General features: G+C 65.9%; 15 protein-coding genes and 1 pseudogene. 5 read left to right on the forward strand and 11 right to left on the reverse strand.

Going from position 1 to position 17,971, the window contains the following annotated elements; genetic code table 11:
* The 3 genes and pseudogenes from N4G42_RS11805 to N4G42_RS11815 all read left to right on the forward strand — a co-directional run.
* Positions 1-241: pseudogene (locus tag N4G42_RS11805) on the forward strand (MFS transporter); the annotation flags it as partial.
* 50 nt (positions 242-291) lie between these two features.
* Complete coding sequence (locus N4G42_RS11810) at positions 292-1,629, forward strand: surface lipoprotein assembly modifier (protein WP_260667299.1); 1,338 nt, start codon at positions 292-294, stop codon at positions 1,627-1,629.
* Between the two features lie 47 nt (positions 1,630-1,676).
* A complete protein-coding gene (locus tag N4G42_RS11815) occupies positions 1,677-2,651 on the forward strand; it encodes a FecR family protein (protein ID WP_260667300.1) in 975 nt (324 codons plus the stop codon).
* Between the two features lie 57 nt (positions 2,652-2,708).
* Here N4G42_RS11815 and N4G42_RS11820 read toward each other — a convergent pair whose 3' ends face one another.
* The 5 genes from N4G42_RS11820 to N4G42_RS11840 all read right to left on the reverse strand — a co-directional run bounded on the left by N4G42_RS11820 (position 2,709) and on the right by N4G42_RS11840 (position 7,034).
* A complete protein-coding gene (locus N4G42_RS11820; protein WP_260667301.1) occupies positions 2,709-3,572 on the reverse strand; it encodes a TIGR00730 family Rossman fold protein in 864 nt (287 codons plus the stop codon).
* A gap of 119 nt (positions 3,573-3,691) precedes the next feature.
* A complete protein-coding gene (crcB, locus tag N4G42_RS11825; RefSeq protein WP_260667303.1) occupies positions 3,692-4,075 on the reverse strand; it encodes a fluoride efflux transporter CrcB in 384 nt (127 codons plus the stop codon).
* A 122-nt stretch (positions 4,076-4,197) separates the two neighbouring features.
* Positions 4,198-5,502: a TRAP transporter large permease gene (locus N4G42_RS11830; protein WP_260667304.1), complete on the reverse strand. Its 1,305-nt coding sequence runs from the start codon at positions 5,500-5,502 to the stop codon at positions 4,198-4,200.
* Between the two features lie 20 nt (positions 5,503-5,522).
* A complete protein-coding gene (locus tag N4G42_RS11835; RefSeq protein WP_056746372.1) occupies positions 5,523-6,032 on the reverse strand; it encodes a TRAP transporter small permease in 510 nt (169 codons plus the stop codon).
* 18 nt (positions 6,033-6,050) lie between these two features.
* Entirely contained in the window at positions 6,051-7,034 is a 984-nt protein-coding gene (locus N4G42_RS11840) for a TRAP transporter substrate-binding protein (protein WP_060986440.1), read from the reverse strand.
* 187 nt (positions 7,035-7,221) lie between these two features.
* On the opposite strand from N4G42_RS11840, the gene N4G42_RS11845 reads away from it, so the two are divergent.
* Together N4G42_RS11845 and N4G42_RS11850 are read left to right on the forward strand one after the other, a co-directional pair.
* Positions 7,222-7,764, forward strand: a complete 543-nt coding sequence (locus tag N4G42_RS11845; RefSeq protein WP_260667305.1) for a winged helix DNA-binding protein — start codon at positions 7,222-7,224, stop codon at positions 7,762-7,764.
* Between the two features lie 92 nt (positions 7,765-7,856).
* Positions 7,857-11,507 carry a hydantoinase B/oxoprolinase family protein gene (locus N4G42_RS11850; protein WP_260667306.1) on the forward strand — a complete coding sequence of 1,217 codons (3,651 nt, stop codon included), beginning with the start codon at positions 7,857-7,859 and terminating at the stop codon, positions 11,505-11,507.
* Between the two features lie 65 nt (positions 11,508-11,572).
* Here the strand turns inward: N4G42_RS11850 and mnhG are convergent, their stop codons facing one another.
* The 6 genes from mnhG to N4G42_RS11880 are packed head-to-tail and all read right to left on the reverse strand — an operon-like array spanning position 11,573 to position 17,822.
* Positions 11,573-11,971 (reverse strand): monovalent cation/H(+) antiporter subunit G, encoded by a 399-nt coding sequence (gene mnhG / locus N4G42_RS11855; RefSeq protein ID WP_260667307.1) that lies wholly within the window; start codon positions 11,969-11,971, stop codon positions 11,573-11,575.
* Complete coding sequence (locus tag N4G42_RS11860) at positions 11,968-12,246, reverse strand: K+/H+ antiporter subunit F (RefSeq protein WP_099730474.1); 279 nt, start codon at positions 12,244-12,246, stop codon at positions 11,968-11,970. Before N4G42_RS11860 ends, mnhG begins: the two co-directional genes overlap by 4 nt.
* Entirely contained in the window at positions 12,243-12,752 is a 510-nt protein-coding gene (locus N4G42_RS11865; RefSeq protein WP_192421934.1) for a Na+/H+ antiporter subunit E, read from the reverse strand. The genes N4G42_RS11860 and N4G42_RS11865 overlap by 4 nt, the downstream gene beginning before the upstream one ends.
* A 38-nt stretch (positions 12,753-12,790) precedes the next feature.
* A complete protein-coding gene (locus tag N4G42_RS11870) occupies positions 12,791-14,524 on the reverse strand; it encodes a monovalent cation/H+ antiporter subunit D (RefSeq protein WP_260667308.1) in 1,734 nt (577 codons plus the stop codon).
* Positions 14,521-14,886, reverse strand: a complete 366-nt coding sequence (locus N4G42_RS11875; protein WP_015014440.1) for a Na+/H+ antiporter subunit C — start codon at positions 14,884-14,886, stop codon at positions 14,521-14,523. The genes N4G42_RS11870 and N4G42_RS11875 overlap by 4 nt, the downstream gene beginning before the upstream one ends.
* Positions 14,877-17,822: a monovalent cation/H+ antiporter subunit A gene (locus N4G42_RS11880; protein WP_260667309.1), complete on the reverse strand. Its 2,946-nt coding sequence runs from the start codon at positions 17,820-17,822 to the stop codon at positions 14,877-14,879. Before N4G42_RS11880 ends, N4G42_RS11875 begins: the two co-directional genes overlap by 10 nt.
* Positions 17,823-17,971: the final 149 nt, after the last annotated feature.

Here is a 17,971-nt window from a genome sequence, read left to right on the forward strand (position 1 = left end):
CATGGTGATGAGCCTGCTGCACCAGATCACGCCGCCGGCCCGCCATGGCGAGGCGCTGGGCCTGCGGCTCATGGCCATCAACGCATCCAGCGTGCTCATGCCCATGCTTTTTGGCTCTGCGGGGGCCGTGATTGGGGTGGGAGGGCTGTTCTGGGTGGTGGGCTGCGCCGTGGGGGCCGGTGCACGGATGGCGTGGCGTATGGGCGAAAACCACTCCGCAGAGTCCCCCCAAAAAGGGTAAACAGGTGTAAATTGTCCCCACCCGGCAGCGGGTTTCGAGAGGGGGCGTTCATGTACCTGCGAATTTGGTCACGGCGCGTGTTGCCATGGTGCGCGGTTCTGGCCTGGGGAGGCAGTCTGTCATGCGTGGCGCGGGCTGATGACCTGGTACAGCAAGCGTTGGCGCTGGTTCAGCAGGGTCAGGCACTTCAGGCGTTCCGCTTGCTGGATGCGCAGGAGGCCCAGCGCGCTGGCGACCCCGTGTTTGATGCCGCCATGGGCGATGCTGCGCATGCCGCCGGGCAATACACGCGCGCCATCATGGCGCGAGAGCGCTGGCTGGCTGCTCAACCCGGCAGCACGGAGGCCCAGGTAGCGCTCGGGCAATCCTTGCAGGCTGTGGGCGACCGCCGGGGCGTGATGGCCTTGCCCGCGCCGGTGCAGGCCGCACTCATTCCGGTGGATGCCGGGCACACGCTGGATCAGTTTCTGTATTCCTACGATCGCCTGGATGCCGGAGGGCGCTCTTCGCTCAAGGGCTACGTGGAGTTGGGCGTCGGCCATGACTCCAATGCCAATGCAGCGCCCGTGGTGAGCGAACTGCAGTCTCCAGTGCCTGGCACGCCGGCGTGGGCGCTGCTGCCCGAGGCCCTGGCGACCTCGGGCAACTATGTGGTGGCGCAAGCGGGGCTGCGGGGGCGGGCGGTACTCAATTCGCGCTGGTCGGTGGTGGGCACAGCCGTGGGGGCTGCCCGGCACTACGGGGGCAACGCAGACCGGTTCGACCACACAGCACTGGATGGCACCCTGGGCTTGGCATGGCGGGCCGAGCGCCATGAGCTGATTGCGTCTGGCCAAGGGTCTTACTACGCGCTGGACGGCACGCGGCTGCGCACCATGGGCGGGGTGCTGGGTGAATGGATTTACCGCATAGACGGTTTTCGCCAGTGGGGCAGCTTTGTGCAGGTGCTCGACGTGCGTTACCCCGACCAGGCCTTGCGCAATGTGCGCCGCAGCGTGGTGGGCACCTCGTACTCCCATCTGTTTCGCAATGGCTCATCGGCCTATGGGGGCGTGTATGGTGGTCAGGAGCGCGCGCAGGCCAGTGGTGCTGACGCGCTGGGCCACCGGTTGTGGGGCCTGCGTGCCGGAGGGCAGTGGCCCCTGGCGCCTCAGTGGTCGGTGTTTGCCAGTGCGGACTGGGAACACCGGCGCTACGGCGGGCAGGACCCGTTTTTCGCGGTCACCCGTATCGACCGGCAGGCCCAGGTGGCTCTGGGGCTGAACTGGACTCCATCGCCTGGGTGGCGGGTCACGCCGCAATGGTCGTTCACGCGCAACGCATCCACGCTGCCCATCACCGACTATGAGCGCCGGGTGTTCTCCATCACCGTGCGCCGGGAGTTCTGAATGCTGTTACATGGCTGGTCCTGTGCCGATGCACCTGGGAGTTGTCTATGACGTCAGACCAAAAATACGCGCGGCTGGCGCTGCTGATGGGCATGGTGGCGGCCTGGCCCCTGACCGGGCTGGCCGCTGCGGGGCTGGTGCAGTTCGCGGCTGGAGACGTGCAGCTGCGGCGGGGCGAGACCTTGTCCCGCTTGTCCAAAGGTGCCGAACTCGATGGTGGAGATGTGGTGCTCACCGGCACCGAAGGAAGGGCACAGATACGGTTCTCCGACGGGGGGCTGGTGGCCTTGTACCCAGACTCGCAATTCACCGTCACCCGATATGCCGACGGTGCAGGAGCGGGCGAAGACCACTTTGTGGTGAACCTGCTGCGGGGGGGGATGCGCGCCCTCACGGGGCTCATCGGCAAACGCAATCCCGCCAACTACAAGGTGGTCACACCGACGGCGGTGGTGGGCATCCGGGGTTCCGCTTTCTTACTCGCCATCGATGCCAACGGCCAGGTGTTCGTCTCAGGGGAGCAGGACGAGATCGAGGTCTGCACCCAGGCGGGTTGTGTGGGTGTGACGGCGGGCGAGGCCGTGCTGGTGGTCTCAGACCAGGACTTGCCTGTCTATACCCATACCCGTGCGTTGTTGCCGGTGCCCCAGGTTCAGACACCCTTACTGGCGGGCGACCAGCTGGATGTGCAGGGGCGCCGCGCCTTTGTCTACATCGTTCCGGCGCCGGTCCCTGTGCCCGTTCCACCGCCGCCAGAGACCGCGCCGCCCCCAGCGCCCGTGCCCGTGCCCCCACCACCTCCCACGGGTACACCACAGCCGGGTACTCCAGCGCCGCCCGCCCCGACACCGACTACGCCACCGCCACCCACGCGGCCTACGGCACCGCCGGTGACAACGGCACCGCCGCCTGCCACGACGGCGCCACCGCCGCCGACAGTGCGGCCGCCTATCGTGTTCATCCCGGTCCTGCCGATCATTCTGCGCCCGCCACCTCCGCCGCCACCGCCTGTCATCAGGTAGCAGAAAGAGGCCTCAACACTCCACCGACACGCGCGTGCGTCGGTGGAGGGTTAACTTTCAGAGCTTGTAAAACGCCCGGATCAGGTCCCAGGCCTCCTGAGGGTCATCGGTGTAGTGAAACAGGTTGAGGTCCTGCGCAGAGATGGTGCCTTCTTCCACCAGCACGTCGAAGTTGATGAGGCGCTTCCAGTAGTCGGTGCCGAACAGCACGATGGGTACAGGTTTGGCCTTTTTGGTCTGGACCAGGGTCAGCACTTCAAACAGCTCGTCCAGCGTGCCATAGCCGCCAGGAAAGGCCACCAGCGCCTTGGCGCGCATCATGAAATGCATCTTGCGCAGCGCGAAGTAGTGGAACTTGAAGGACAGCGAAGGCGAGATGAAGCGGTTGCCGCTTTGCTCGTGGGGCAGGGCGATGTTCAGGCCCACGTTCAGTGCACCCGCATCATGGGCGCCCCGGTTGGCGGCCTCCATGATGCCCGGGCCGCCGCCGGTGCAGATGTAGATGCGGTCGGCAGGGCGCTGGCGTTCGCTGTAGTCTGCCACCAGCTTGGCGAACTGGCGGGCCAGGTCGTAATAGCCTGCGTTGCGCACGGCCAGGCGTGCGCGGCGCACGCGTTCGGCGTCGCCACTGGCTTCGGCCTCGCCTAGCTGTGCTGCGGCTTCGTCGGGTGCGACAAAGCGCGCGCTGCCATACACCACCACAGTGCTTTCAATGCCTTGTTCGGCCTGGCCCAGGTCGGGCTTGAGCATTTCGAGCTGAAAGCGGATGCCCCGGGTTTCGCGGCGAAACATGAATTCGGGGTCCGCAAAGGCCATGCGGTTGGCGTCGGCCTGCAGGGGATTGCCGTTGTGGGCGTGGTTGTGCAGCTCGGCCCAGGCATCGGCCAGGCGGCGTTCGTTGAGTTGGGTGTTGGATTCCATGAGGGGCTCGCGTATCGGTAGATGAACAGAGAAGAAAGGGGCGGCACCGGCAGCAGCGGGTGAGAGCCCATGCAGTGTGGCGTGAATGGATGACGAAATGACGTGCTAGTGCAGGAACATCAAGCGCGAGATGCTATGAAATACGAAGCAGTTTGCATGCCAAGCACCGTGAGGCCCAGGGAGCCCAGCAGGTGCAGTGCGGTGGTGCCCAGCGCCAGGGCGTAGCGCTGCACCATCAGCATCTCAACGACTTCGGCCGAGAAGCTGGAAAACGTGGTGAGAGCGCCCAGGAATCCTGTGACCAGTGCCAGTCGCCACACAGGGTCGAGTTGCGGCATGGCGTGGAACACAGCGACGCACACCCCGATGAGATAGCCACCCACCAGATTGGCGGCCACCGTGCCCCAGGGAATGAGCCCCCCGGGGCTGAGCAACAGACCCAGGCGCCAGCGCGCCAGTGCGCCCACACAGGCGCCGATGCAGATGGCAATAACGTTCAACATCGGGCCATTGTCGCCGGATTTTTGGAGCGTCGGACTGGCTCCCCTCCATCCCTCAAAACGCCAAGCGGGGCGTCCCCGGTGGGGGCGCCCCGCTTGGCTGTGCCTGCTGGCGGCAGGTGCGTTCAGCGCGCCGACATCTGCTGCGGCAGCCAGGTCACGATGCCGGGGAAGACATAGATCAACGCCACGGCGCCACACATCAGGAAGAACATGGGCATGGCCACCTTGGCGATCCAGGGCAGCTGGCGACCTGTCATGCCCTGCAGCACAAACAGGTTGAAGCCCACGGGCGGCGTGATCTGCGCCATCTCCACCACCAGCACGATGAAGATGCCGAACCAGATGGGGTCGATGCCGGCTGCCTGCACCGTGGGCATGAGCACGCCCATGGTCAGCACCACCATCGAGATGCCGTCGAGAAAGCAGCCCAGGATGATGTAGAAAACCGCCAGCGCCACGATGAGCTGCGCCTGGTTCAAGCCCAGCGACGCGATCCATTCCGCCAGGTGGCGCGGCAGACCGATATAGCCCATCGATAGCGTGAGAAACGCGGCACCGGCCAGGATCAGCGCAATCATGCAGTACAGGCGCGTGGCGCCCATCAGCGATTCCTTGAAGGTGCTCCAGCTCATCGAGCCCTGCACGGCCGAGAGAACCAGTGAGCCGACCACACCCACGGCTGCGGCTTCGGTGGCTGTGGCAAAGCCGGTGTAGATGCTGCCCAGCACGGCCGCAATCAGCAGCACCACCGGAATCAGGCTGCGCGACTCGGCCAGCTTTTGCGCAAAAGTCAGGCGCACGTCGGCGGCGGGCACTTGGTCGGGGTGGCGCAGCGCCCACAGCATGATGTACCCCGAAAACAGCGCGGCCAGCAGAATGCCCGGCAGCACGCCCGCAATGAACAGCTGCGAGATGGACACTTCGGCCGATACGCCATAGACGATCATGATGATCGACGGCGGGATCAAGAGGCCCAGCGTGCTGGCCCCGGCCAGGGTGCCCACCACCATGTGCTCAGGGTAGCCCCGGCGTGTCAGTTCGGGCAGCGTCATCTTGCCGATGGTGGCGCAGGTGGCGGCACTCGACCCCGACACGGCCGCAAAAATCGTGCAGCCCACCACGTTGGTGTGCAGCAGGCGGCCCGGCAGCGCCTGCACCCAGGGGGCCAGCCCCTTGAACATGTCTTGCGACAGCCGCGTGCGAAACAGGATTTCGCCCATCCAGATGAACAGGGGCAGGGCGGTGAGGGTCCAGCTGGAGGCGCTGCCCCAGATGGTCACGGCCATCGCATCGCCCGCCGGGCGGGCGGAGAACAGCTGCATGGCGATCCAGGCGACGCCGGAGAGGGTGAGCCCGATCCATACGCCGCTGCCCAGGATCAGGAACAATGACAGTACGAGCAGGCCGGTTATGGCGAGATCACTCATGGTAGGTTGTGCAGCAGGGGTTATTCATTGCGCAATGCTTCGCCGGAGGAGGCATCCACACGCTTGCCCATCATCTCCAGCACCAGCTCGTCCAGGAACGCGATCGCCAGAATCACGGTGCCCAAGGCCATGGCGATCTGTGGAATCCACAGAGGCGTGGCGTCGCTGCTGGTGGAGATGTCGTGGAATTCGTGCGACTGCCAGGCCAGCTTGCAGCTGTACACCGCGAACAGCACGGCCAGCAGGGTGGCAATGGCCAAAGCCCAGATCTCGAACGCCTTCTTGGCGCCGCCCTTCAGAAAGTTGAGCAGCAGCGTGACGCGGATGTGCTCGCCGCGCTTCAAGGTGTGGGCGAGCGCCAAGAAGCCCGATGCGGCCATCAGATAGCCCGCATAGGCATCCGTGCCCGGCACGTGGAAGTGGAACTGGCGGCTGGCGATGGACAGCAGCACCATCCCCAACAAGCCGACCATGAAAAGCGCCGCCAGGGCGGCGGCGCTGTCGTACAGAAAGTCCAGCAGACGACGCATGTGCTTGGGCGCCTGGGCTTACTTGCGGTAGGCGTCGATGAGCGCCTTGCCTTCGGGGCCGGCCTTGTCCAGCCATTCCTTGAGCATGGTGTCGCCCACCTTGGCCATGTCGGCCTTCAGGGCGGCCGGTGGGGTCACCACGTCCATGCCATTGGCCTTGAGCTTGGCGACGGTGTCGGTGTTGACCTTGGCACTGTTGGCCCAGCCGCGTGCTTCGGCGTCGGCACCGGCCTTCAGCAGCGCGTCCTGGCTGGGCTTGTCCAGCGCGTCAAACGCCTTCTTGTTCACCAGCACGGCGTTCTTGGGCAGCCAAGCCTGGGTGTCGTAGTAGAACTTGAGGTGCTCGTACAGCTTGCTGTCCACACCGGTGGCGCCCGAGGTCATCGTCGATTCGACCACGCCCGTGGCGAGCGCCTGCGAGAACTCTGCGGCCTGCACCGTCACGGGCTGGGCGCCGACCAGCTCGGCAATGCGGGCGGTGGCAGGGCTGTAGGCGCGCCACTTGATGCCCTTGAGGTCGGCGGCAGAGGCCAGCGGCTTCTTGGTGTAGATGCCTTGTGGAGGCCAGGCCACGGCGTACAGCAGCATCATTCCCTGCTCAGCCAGCTTCTTTTCCAGGAAGGGCTTTTGGGCGGCGTAGAGCTTCTTGGAGGCGTCGTAGCTATCGGCCAGGAAGGGCAGGCCATCCACGCCAAACAGCTGCCATTCGTTCTGGAAGTTGGCCAGCAGGATCTCGCCCATCTGCGCCTGGCCGCCTTGCACAGCTCGCTTGATTTCAGGGGCCTTGAACAGCGCGGCGTTGGCATGCACCGTGATCTTGAGCTTGCCGCCCGTGGCCTTGTCCACATCGCTGGCCAGCTGCACCATGTTTTCGGTGTGGAAGTTGGTGGCAGGGTAGGCGGCGGCCAAGTCCCACTTGGTCTGGGCGAATGCCGAGGTGGCAGACAGGCCCGCAGCCAGGGTCAGGGCGAGTGCGGTCACGGGGAAGATTCGACGCTTCATGGATATTGCTCCGCAGGGTTGTATGTACAAGATTGGATGTAACAAATCACTGTATCGGAAGCCGATCCGATTGCGATAGGTGTTTTGCCTAAACGCTGACAAATTGCCAACAAATTACCATCGACTTGCCTACAATGCCTCATGCATATCCCGTGCCAATGACAGAACCCGCAGGCCTGAACCCGCCATGAAATCTGACGCCAAGCCCAAGCCCAAGGCCAAAACCGACTCCGGTCCCATCGTGTCGTCGGCGCATCTGGTGTCGGCGCAGAGTGCAGAGATGAGCGAGTTCGAGTTCGGCCTCATCGTGGCGGGCAACGCTTTCCACCGCTGGGTGGTGCACTGCATGGCGGCGGCGGGTCTCAAGGACCTGACGCCGCTCGACGTGGTGGTGCTGCACCACGTCACGCACCGTGCGCGCGACAAGCGACTGGCCGACATCTGCTTCATCATGAACGTGGAAGACACGCACCTGGTGAACTACTCGCTCAAAAAGCTGCAGACCCTGGGCGTGGTCGCCTCGCAGAAGAACGGCAAGGAAGTCACCTATGCCGCCACCGACACCGGCCGCGCCTATGTGCAGCGCTACCGAGAGATCCGCGAGAGCTGCCTCATCGATGCCTTGAATGCCGATGACGCGCTCAACCGCGACATCGGCGAACTGGCCCGTTTGCTGCGTGTGCTCTCGGGCATGTATGACCAGGCAGCGCGCTCCGCAGCGTCGCTGTGACAACCTGCCCCTGGTTTCTGGTTTTTTGAATGGAATGCGGCTGTAGCGCAGGTATTCAATGCGCTGGCAGCTATTGATTAGATAGCGTCATCATGTCCCAACAAGTTTCTCCTTTGTCCCGCTGGCAGTTCTGGATCGACCGGGGCGGCACCTTCACTGACGTGGTGGGAAAGCGCCCGGACGGCACCTTGGTCACGCACAAGCTGCTGTCCGAGAACCCCGAGCAGTACAAGGACGCGGCGGTGGCCGGCATTCGCCACCTGTTGGGCCTGGCGCCCGGCGAGCCCGTGACGCCCGAGCTGGTGGAATGCGTGAAGATGGGCACCACCGTGGCCACCAACGCGCTGCTGGAGCGCAAGGGCGAGCCCACGCTGCTCATCACCACCAAGGGCTTCAAGGACTCGCTGCGCATTGCGTACCAGAACCGCCCCCGTTTGTTTGACCGCCACATCGTGCTGCCTGAGCTGCTGTACGAGCGCGTGATCGAAGCGCAGGAGCGCATGGGTGCACAGGGCGAAGTGATCGAGCCGCTGGACGAAGCCCACCTGAAGGAACGCCTGTGGGCGGCCTACGACGCGGGCCTGCGCAGCGCGGCCATCGTGTTCATGCACGGCTACCGCTACACCGCACACGAAGAAGCGGCGGCCCGCATCGCGCGCGAAATCGGCTTTACGCAGGTGAGCGCATCGCACGCCACCAGCCCCATGATGAAGCTGGTGAGCCGGGGCGACACCACGGTGGTGGATGCGTACCTGTCGCCCATCCTGCGCCGCTATGTGGACCAGGTGGCGAGCGAAATGCCGGGCGTGAAGCTGTTCTTCATGCAGTCGTCGGGCGGCCTCACGGATGCGCAGGTGTTCCAGGGCAAGGACGCGATCCTGAGCGGCCCCGCAGGCGGCATCGTCGGCATGGCCCGCACCGCCGGTTTGGCAGGCCACGACAAGGTCATCGGCTTTGACATGGGGGGCACCAGCACCGACGTGAGCCACTACGCGGGCGAGTTCGAGCGCGAGTTCGAGACGCAGGTGGCGGGCGTGCGCATGCGGGCGCCCATGATGAGCATCCACACCGTGGCGGCCGGTGGCGGCTCCATCCTCGGTTTTGACGGCGCACGTTTCCGCGTCGGCCCCGAAAGCGCGGGCGCCAACCCTGGCCCCGCCAGCTACCGGCGTGGCGGCCCGCTGGCCGTGACCGATGCGAACGTGATGGTGGGCAAGATCCAGCCCGCGCACTTCCCGAAGGTGTTTGGCCATGGGGCCAACGAGGCGCTGGACGGCGACGCGGTAGCGCAAAAATTCGACGGCCTTGCCACGCAGACCGGGCGCAAGGCCGAGGATGTGGCCCACGGTTTCATCCAGATCGCTGTGCAGCAGATGGCCAATGCCATCAAGAAGATCAGCGTGGCGCGCGGCTATGACGTGACACGCTACACGCTGCAGTGTTTTGGCGGCGCGGGCGGCCAGCATGCCTGTTTGGTGGCCGATGCTTTGGGCATGACGCGCGTGTTTGTGCACCCGCTGGCGGGTGTGCTCAGCGCCTACGGGATGGGCTTGGCGGACCAGAACGTGATCCGTGAGCAGGCGGTGGAGGCCAAACTGGCGCCCGAGGCGCTGGCAGGCATCGAAGCCACGCTGGAGCAACTGGCCACCACCGCACGCACCGAGCTGGAGCGCCAGCAGGTGGGCGCGGGCACAGCCGTGGTGCACCGCCGCGTGCATGTGCGCTACGAGGGCAGCGACTCCGCACTCATCGTGCCATTTGGCTCGCTGGCCGAAATCACCGCCGCGTTCGAGAACGCCTACCGCCAGCGGTTTGCGTTCCTCATGCAGGGCAAGGGCCTGGTGGTGGAGGCCGTGTCCGTCGAGGCCGTGGTGCCCGGCGACGCGCCCGTGGAGCCACGCCACACGCTACAGCCCGCGCGCGAGGTGCCGCGCCGCAGCACCGTGCGCATGTACACCGGTGGCATCGATGGCGTGCCTGCATGGCACGACGCCGCCCTTGTGGTGCGCGAGGACCTGCGCCCTGGCGACGTGATCCCCGGCCCCGCCATCATTGCCGAGAAGAACGCTACAACAATAGTGGAGCCCGGCTGGGAGGCCGCGCTCACCGACCTGGACCACCTGCTGCTCAACCGCCGTGTGGCGCGTGCCGTGCAGCATGCTGTGGGCACCACGGTGGACCCGGTGCTGCTGGAGGTGTTCAACAACCTGTTCATGAACATTGCCGAGCAGATGGGGCTGCAGCTGCAGAACACGGCGTACTCGGTCAACATCAAAGAGCGCCTGGACTTCAGCTGCGCGCTGTTTGACACCGCAGGCAACCTGATCGCCAACGCGCCCCACATGCCCGTGCACCTGGGCAGCATGGGCGAGAGCATCAAGACGGTGATCCGCGAGAACGCGGGCCGCATGCAGCCTGGCGATGTGTTCGTGCTCAACGACCCGTACCACGGTGGCACGCACCTGCCAGACATCACGGTCATCACGCCGGTCTACATCGCCAACGAGGCCGAGCCTACGTTCTATGTGGGCAGCCGGGGCCACCACGCCGATGTGGGCGGCACCACGCCAGGCTCCATGCCGCCGTTCTCCACGCGCATTGAAGAAGAGGGCGTGCAGATCAACAACGTGAAGCTGGTGGAGCGCGGCGTGCTGCGCGAGGCGGAGATGATTGCGCTGCTGGAAAGCGGCGAATATCCATCCCGCAACCCGCAGCAGAACATGGCCGACCTGCGCGCGCAGATCGCCGCCAACGAGAAAGGCCAGCAGGAGCTGCGCCGCATGGTGGCCGAGTTTGGGCTGGACGTGGTGCAGGCCTATATGCGTCATGTGCAGGACAACGCCGAAGAGTCCGTGCGCCGTGTCATCACACGGCTCAAGGATGGTGCGTTCACGCTGCCTCTGGACAACGGCGCGCAGATCAGTGTGGCCGTGAAGGTGGATGCAGCGAGCCGCAGCGCCACCATCGACTTCACCGGCACCAGCCCGCAGCAGACCAACAACTTCAACGCGCCCACGGCGGTGTGCATGGCGGCGGTGCTGTATGTGTTCCGCACGCTGGTGGATGACGACATTCCGCTGAACGCCGGGTGCCTCAAGCCGCTCAACGTCATCATCCCGCCCGGCAGCATGCTCAACCCCAACCCACCAGCGTCAGTGGTGGCTGGCAATGTGGAAACGTCCACCTGCATCACCAATGCGCTGTACGGCGCACTGGGCCTGATGGCGGCGGGGCAGTGCACCATGAACAACTTTACCTTTGGCAGCACGCGCTACCAGTACTACGAGACCATCTCGGGCGGCAGCGGCGCGGGCGGTGTGTGGGATGCCAACGGGCAGCTGGTGGGCGGTTTTGGTGGCACCAGCGTCGTGCAATGCCATATGACCAACTCGCGCCTGACGGACCCCGAGGTGCTGGAGTTCCGCTTCCCCGTGCGGCTGGAGGGCTACGAGATCCGCAAGGGCTCGGGCGGCGCCGGGCAGTGGAAAGGTGGCGACGGGGGCGTGCGCCGTGTGCGCTTCCTGGAGCCGATGACGGCCAGCATCTTGTCGAACGGGCGCCACCATGGCGCGTTTGGCATGGCGGGTGGTCAGCCGGGGGCCGTGGGTATCAACAAGGTGGTGCGCAGCGATGGTCGGGTGGAGCTGCTGGACCACATCGGACAGGCAGAGATGCTGCCGGGCGATGTGTTCGAGATTCACACCCCCGGCGGCGGCGGGTTTGGTGTGTCGGGGGCGAAATAAGAGCCAAAAGTGCCGCAAGCGCATGTTTTATATGCGCCTGCAGCTATCAAATCAGGAGTTTTTGATCAGGCGTTTTTGACTTCCGTGTTCACTCCCACCTTGGGTTGGCTCAGGCTGGGCGGCACGTTGCGCCCGGCCTGCCGTGCGCGGAACAGCGCCGCGCGCATGAGAAAGATCGACATCACCGGCACTGTGATCGCCACGAACACGGCGATCAGCAGCGCATGCAGCGCCAGGCTGCGGTCGGCCACCGAGAAGTACAGCACGGTGCCGTGCATGATCAGCCAACAGCCCAGCGTGGCAATGATGGAGGGCGCGTGCACCCGTTCAAAAAAGGTCGGCAGGCGCAGCAAGCCGATGGAGCCCAGCAGGGCCAGCGCGGCACCGGCCAGCACCAGCACGGCCACGATGATTTCCAGCCACAGCGGAAGAACAGCGGTGGCGGTGGTGGCGGCTTCGGTCATTCGATCACCTCGCCGCGCAGCAAAAACTTGGCCATGGCCATGGAGCCGACAAAGCTGAGCAGCGCCAGCAGTAGTGCGGCCTCAAAGTAGTTCTTGCTGCCGTAGAGCAGGCCCAGAACCAGCATCACCAGCATGCCGCTCAAGTACATGCAGTCCAGCGCCAGCACGCGGTCTTGCGCGGAAGGGCCCTTGAGCAGTCGGATCAACGCGCAGCCCATGGCCAGCGCGAGCATGAGCAGGGCGGCCGGCAGGGCCCAGTCCAGCACGGGGGTCATTCAAAAATCTCCATCAGGGGCGTCTCGTAGCGCTGCTTCACGTCAGCGATCACCGTGGCGGGGTCGTCCAACTCCAGCACGTGCAGCAGCAGCATGCTGCGGTCCAGCGAAATCTCGGCCCACGCGGTACCGGGTGTGATGCACACGATCATCGCCAGCACGGCCAATGCGTTGGGGTCTCGCACGTCCAGCGGGATGTGCACAAAGCCCGCAGGGTGGCGCCTGCGGCCGGGTGCCAGCAGCAGGCGGGCCACGGCCAGGTTGGACCGGGTGGTGTCTGCCACCACCGTGAGTGCCAGGCGCAGGACGGTGCCCGGCTTGCGGATGCGCACTGGCAGCGGGCGCAGCCCGGCGGTGAGCAGCGGGATGGCCAGTGCCAGCACCGTGCCCAGCACGAAGTGGCCCGCGCTCAGGCTGCGGTTGAGCAGCAGCCACAGGCCCAGGAGCGCCAGCGAGAGCAGCGGGGCCGGCACCAGGCGCCGCAATGGACCCGGGCGTGGCGGCATGGCGGGGGCGTTGGACGCCGCAGGTTGAGCAGGTTGGGTCATGGCTTGTCCCCCGGTGGCGTGGTTTCAGGCATCGCCGCAGGCGAAGCCGCGACGGGCGCAGCGGTCATCACCGCACGCACGTAAGTGCTGGGCGCATGCAGGGCATCGGCCGTGGCCTGGGTGTAGCGCATCACTGCCCCAGCCTGCCACACCAGCGCCACGCAAGCCAGCAGCAGCAGCGCAATGGGCAGCCCCTCCAGCACCAAAAGCTGCGGTGAAGCACGGCCCTGGGCCGACCAGAAATGGCGAATGCCCGCGCGTGTGAGTGCCAGCAGCGCCAGCAGCCCCGAGCTCACCAGCAACGCCACCAGCATCCAGCCCGCAGCGCCCAGGCGGATGCCCTGGGCCGCGCCCAGCCCCAGCGGGTTGAGCAGTGCGTGGATCATGGCGAACTTGCCCACAAAACCGGGCAAGGGCGGCAGGCCCGCAATGACCAGCGTGCAGGCCATGAACGCCAGGCCCAGAAAGGCCGCTGCGGCGGGGATGACCTGGCCGATCAGCGCCTGTTCCTTGTCGTCCAGGTTCATGCCCTCGGTGGGCACCAGGTCGGCCGACAGAAAGGGTGCGTCGTCGGTCTGCTCATACGGAGCGAGGTTGGCACCGTTGTTGCGCCAGCGGTCGATCAGGTCGGTGAGCAGGAACAGCGCACTCACGGCCAGGGTAGAACTGAGCAGGTAGTACAGCAGTCCACCCGTGAGCAGGTTTTGCCCGAAGCCCACGGCGGCCAGCAGTGTGCCCGACGACAGCACGGCGCTGAACCCTGCCAGGTGCCCCAGCCGCTGCGAGCCCAGCATACCGATCGCACCAAAGGCCATGGTCAGCATGCCGCCGCCAATGAGCCACTGGCTGCCAAACAGCGCGGATTCACCGGCCTCGGCGCCAAACAGCAGTGTCCACAGCCGCAGCACGCTGTACACGCCCACCTTGGTCATGAGCGCGAAAAGCGCACCCACGGGCGCCGTGGCCGCGCTGTAGGCAGGCACCAGCCAGAAGTTGAGCGGCCACACGGCGGCCTTGATGAGGAACGCGACCGCCAGAATGGCCGCGGCCGCATGCAGCAGCCCCCGGTCTGCCACGGCCACACCCGCAATGCTCTGGGCCAGGTCGGCCATGTTGAGCGTGCCGGTGATGCCGTACAGCATCGACACCCCGATGAGGAACAACGAAGAGGCGGCGAGGTTGATGGCGATGTAGTGCAGCCCCGCCGACACGCGCGGGCGGCCCGAGCCGTGCAGCAGCAGCCCGTAGGACGCCGCCAGCATGATCTCGAAGAACACAAACAGGTTGAACAGGTCGGCCGTGAGGAACGCGCCTGCCAGCCCCATGAGCTGGAACTGGAACAGGGGGTGAAAGTGCACACCCGCCCGGTGCCAGCGCGCGGCCGAGAACAGCACCGTGGCGAGCGCCACTGTGCTGGTCAGCACCAGCATCATGGCCGACAGGCGGTCGATGACCAGCACGATGCCGAACGGCGCCGGCCAGTTGCCCGGCAGGTACACGCCCAGGCTGGTCTGCACGCTGGGCTCCTTGGCCTGCACCAGCAGCAACACAGCCACCACCAGGCCGACCAGGGTCGATGTGATGTTGAGCGTGACCTTGGTGCGCTGGCGTTCCTCGCGCAGCAGTAGCATGAGCCCGGCAGTGAGCAGGGGCAGCGCAATGGGCGCGAGGATCAGGTGTGGCATCAGCCACGCGGTGATCGATGCGGTGATGCTCGTGCCTCCCGTCATGGCATTTCCTGCACGTCTTTACCCTTGGTGCCGTCCACATGGTCGGTGCCTGCCATGCCGCGCGATGCCAGCAACACCACGAGGAAGAGGGCGGTCATGGCAAAGCCGATCACGATGGCCGTGAGCGTGAGTGCCTGAGGCATGGGGTCGGCATAGTGGGCCAGGTCTTGCGGCACCCCGGGCTGCAGCACGGGCTCCTTGTCAATCGCGAGGCCCAGGCGGCCCATGCTGAAAATGAAGAGGTTGACCGCGTACGACAGCAGCGACAGGCCCATGATGACCTGGAAGGTGCGGGGCCGCAGCAGCAGCCACACGCCGGAGCCGGTGAGCACGCCGATGGCCAGGGCCAGTATCAGTTCCATGGACCTTCTCCCGGTGTGGCGGCGGCCTGGGCTTCTTCGGCCGCGCGTGCGTTGTTGTAGCGGTGGCTACGCACCGACTGGTGGGCAATGCCGGTGAGGATGAGCATGGTGGAGCCCACCACCAGGGTGAACACGCCGATGTCGAAGAACAGCGCGCTGGCCACGTGGATCTCACCCACCACAGGCAGCGAAAAATGCGCCGTGTGGCTGGTCAAAAACGGATAGCCCCAGGCCAGTGCGCCCAGGCCTGTGGCCAGCGCGGCGAGCAGGCCCACACCGATCCAGCGGCGCGGGTACAGCGGCAGATGCGCCTCGACCCACGAGGTGCCCGAGACGATGTACTGCAGCAGCAGGGCCACCGAGAACACCAGCCCCGCCACAAAGCCGCCGCCGGGCTCGTTGTGGCCGCGCATGAAGAGGTAGACCGCGACCAGCGTGGCAAAGGGCAGCATCAGCCGCACCAGCACGGCGGGCACCATGAGGTAGCCCACGGCGGTGTCGGCAGTCTGGCGTGGGTTGGCGAGGTCGGTGTCGACATCGGCGGGCAGTGCGCGCTGCTGGGGCGGCAGGTCCATCACCTCGCGCGCAGGGCGGAAGCGCCGCAGCAGCGCGTACACCGTCAGGGCCACGATGCCCAGCACCACGATCTCGCCAAAGGTGTCGAAGCCCCGGAAATCCACCAGCATGACGTTGACCACGTTGGTGCCGCCCCCTTCGGTAAGCGCACGCTCCAGGAAGAAGGTGGAGGTGCTGTCGGGGAAGGGGCGGCTCATCATCGCGAACGACAGCAGCGCCATGCCACCCCCTGCTGTCAACGTCAGCGCCATGTCGCGGTAGCGGCGCAGCTGGGTGCGGCGCTCTTCGGCCAGCGTGGGCACGCGCAGGCTCTCGTCGCGCCGCGGCAGCCAGCGCAGGCCCAACAGAATGAGGATAGTGGTCACCACCTCCACCACGATCTGCGTGAGCGCAAGGTCGGGCGCCGAGAACCAAAGGAACGTGAGGCACACGCACAGCCCGGAGCCACCCAGCAGCGTCAGTGCCGCCAGCCGGTGGTATTTGGCTTGCCAGGCTGCCGCCACGGCGCACACGGCACCCAGCAGCCACAGCAGTGCAAAGGCAGGCGACAGCGGCAGCTGCACACGATCGCCAATCGGCAGGCCCCGCGCCCACAGGGGCAGGGCGCCCGCCACCAGCGCGGCGCACACCAGCCACAGCATTTGCCACTGCAGGCGACCTGTGCCCAGCAGTCGGCGGCCGTTGCGGCCCATCAGGCTGAGCAGGGCCAGCGTGGCCTCAAACGCCCGCTGGCCGCTGATGCGGCGCATGACCGGGGGTGCATCGATGGCGCCCTTGTCGCGCTGCCAGCGCAGCAGCGCGTAGAGCGCGATGCCCCCGACCAAAGCCACCAGGCTCATCACAAAGGGGGTGTTGAACCCATGCCAGACCGCCAGGCTGTACGTGGGCAGTTCGCCTCCCACCACGGGCCGTGCGGCAGCGGCCAGGTAGGCCCCCACCGACCATGCGGGCAACGTGCCCACCACGAGGCAGGCCAGCACCAGCAGTTCCACCGGCACGCGCATCCAGTGCGGCGGCTCGTGGGGCGGGCGCGGCAGGTCGGTGGCGGGCGGGCCAAAGAACACGTCCACCGTGAAGCGCAGCGAGTACGCCACGCTGAACATGCCGGCCACCGTAGCGGCCACCGGCAGCAGCCATTCGAGCAATGGCGTGGTGTTCACGTACACCGTCTCGGCAAAGAACATTTCCTTGGACAGGAAGCCATTGAGCAGCGGCACGCCCGCCATGGCTGCACTGGCCACCATGGCCAGGGTGGCGGTGATCGGCATCATGGTGCGCAGGCCCGACAGGCGCCGGATGTCCCGCGTGCCGCTTTCATGGTCCACGATGCCCACGGCCATGAACAGCGAGGCCTTGAAGGTGGCGTGGTTCATGATGTGGAACACGGCCGCCACGGCGGCCAGCGGGCTGTTCAGGCCCAGCAGCAGGGTGATGAGACCCAGGTGCGAGATGGTCGAGTACGCCAGCAGCCCCTTGAGGTCGTTCTGGAACATGGCCGCGTAGCCGCCCACCAGCAAGGTGGCCAGGCCCGCGCCGCCCACCAGCCAGAACCACTGCTCGGTGCCCGCCAGCGCGGGCCACAGGCGCGCCAGCAGAAACACGCCCGCTTTGACCATGGTGGCCGAATGCAGGTACGCCGACACAGGCGTGGGCGCGGCCATGGCGTGGGGCAGCCAGAAGTGGAACGGGAACTGCGCGCTTTTGGTGAGCGCGCCCAGCAGAATCAAGACGAGCGCGGTGGTGTATAGCGCGTGGTTCTGGATGAGCTGGCCGGCGGCGAGCACATGATCGAGGTCGTAGCTGCCAACGATGTGCCCCAGCACCAGCATGCCCGCCAGCATGGCCAGCCCCCCTGTGCCGGTGACGGTGAGGGCCATGCGCGCCCCGCGCCGCGCATCCTTGCGGTGGTGCCAGTAGCCGATCAGCAGGAAGGAAAACAGGCTGGTCAGCTCCCAGAAAAACGCAATCTGGATGATGTTGCCCGACAGCACCACGCCTGCCATCGCACCCATGAAGGCCAGAAAAAACGAGAAGAAACGCGGCACCGGGTCGGCCGCAGACATGTAGTAGCGCGCATACAGCACCACCAGGCTGCCCACGCCCAGCACCAGCATGCAGAACATCCAGGCGAAGCCGTCCATGCGGATGACGAGGTTCAGGCCCAGCGCGGGCAGCCAGGCCAGCTCTTGCCGGATCACGCCGCCGTCTGCAATCTGCGGGAAGTAGAGCGCCACCTGCACGGTGCAGAACAAGGCGATGAGTCCTGCCAGGGTGGACTCGGTATTGCGGGCGTTGGAGGGCAGAACCGCTGCCAGCAGGCTGCCGATGAAGGGAAGAAGGATGAGCGTGATCAGGGGCATGCGCGATTGATTCTAGGGCGTGTCCCCCTTCAATTCCCCCACGCGCTGGCGGTGCAATGCGGATGGATGCCCGACAATGCAGACGCCGCATTGCGCAGCCAGCCCGAAGGGAGAGCCAGCCAAGCCGCACATTGCGTCGTTTCCCTTCG

Origin of the sequence: Acidovorax sp. K2F, from assembly GCF_025246485.1 — a bacterium.
GTDB lineage: Bacteria > Pseudomonadota > Gammaproteobacteria > Burkholderiales > Burkholderiaceae_C > Acidovorax > Acidovorax delafieldii.

Bases quoted from the DNA above. Each gene is read 5' to 3' on its own strand.
- mnhG (WP_260667307.1), bottom strand. From the start codon at position 11,971: ATGACCGAAGCCGCCACCACCGCCACCGCTGTTCTTCCGCTGTGGCTG.
- N4G42_RS11870 (WP_260667308.1), bottom strand. From the start codon at position 14,524: ATGACGGGAGGCACGAGCATCACCGCATCGATCACCGCGTGGCTGATG.
- N4G42_RS11880 (WP_260667309.1), bottom strand. From the start codon at position 17,822: ATGCCCCTGATCACGCTCATCCTTCTTCCCTTCATCGGCAGCCTGCTG.
- N4G42_RS11840 (WP_060986440.1), bottom strand. From the start codon at position 7,034: ATGAAGCGTCGAATCTTCCCCGTGACCGCACTCGCCCTGACCCTGGCT.
- crcB (WP_260667303.1), bottom strand. From the start codon at position 4,075: ATGTTGAACGTTATTGCCATCTGCATCGGCGCCTGTGTGGGCGCACTG.
- N4G42_RS11865 (WP_192421934.1), bottom strand. From the start codon at position 12,752: ATGCCGCCACGCCCGGGTCCATTGCGGCGCCTGGTGCCGGCCCCGCTG.
- N4G42_RS11815 (WP_260667300.1), top strand. From the start codon at position 1,677: ATGACGTCAGACCAAAAATACGCGCGGCTGGCGCTGCTGATGGGCATG.
- N4G42_RS11835 (WP_056746372.1), bottom strand. From the start codon at position 6,032: ATGCGTCGTCTGCTGGACTTTCTGTACGACAGCGCCGCCGCCCTGGCG.
- N4G42_RS11810 (WP_260667299.1), top strand. From the start codon at position 292: ATGTACCTGCGAATTTGGTCACGGCGCGTGTTGCCATGGTGCGCGGTT.
- N4G42_RS11845 (WP_260667305.1), top strand. From the start codon at position 7,222: ATGAAATCTGACGCCAAGCCCAAGCCCAAGGCCAAAACCGACTCCGGT.
- N4G42_RS11820 (WP_260667301.1), bottom strand. From the start codon at position 3,572: ATGGAATCCAACACCCAACTCAACGAACGCCGCCTGGCCGATGCCTGG.
- N4G42_RS11830 (WP_260667304.1), bottom strand. From the start codon at position 5,502: ATGAGTGATCTCGCCATAACCGGCCTGCTCGTACTGTCATTGTTCCTG.
- N4G42_RS11850 (WP_260667306.1), top strand. From the start codon at position 7,857: ATGTCCCAACAAGTTTCTCCTTTGTCCCGCTGGCAGTTCTGGATCGAC.
- N4G42_RS11875 (WP_015014440.1), bottom strand. From the start codon at position 14,886: ATGGAACTGATACTGGCCCTGGCCATCGGCGTGCTCACCGGCTCCGGC.
- N4G42_RS11860 (WP_099730474.1), bottom strand. From the start codon at position 12,246: ATGACCCCCGTGCTGGACTGGGCCCTGCCGGCCGCCCTGCTCATGCTC.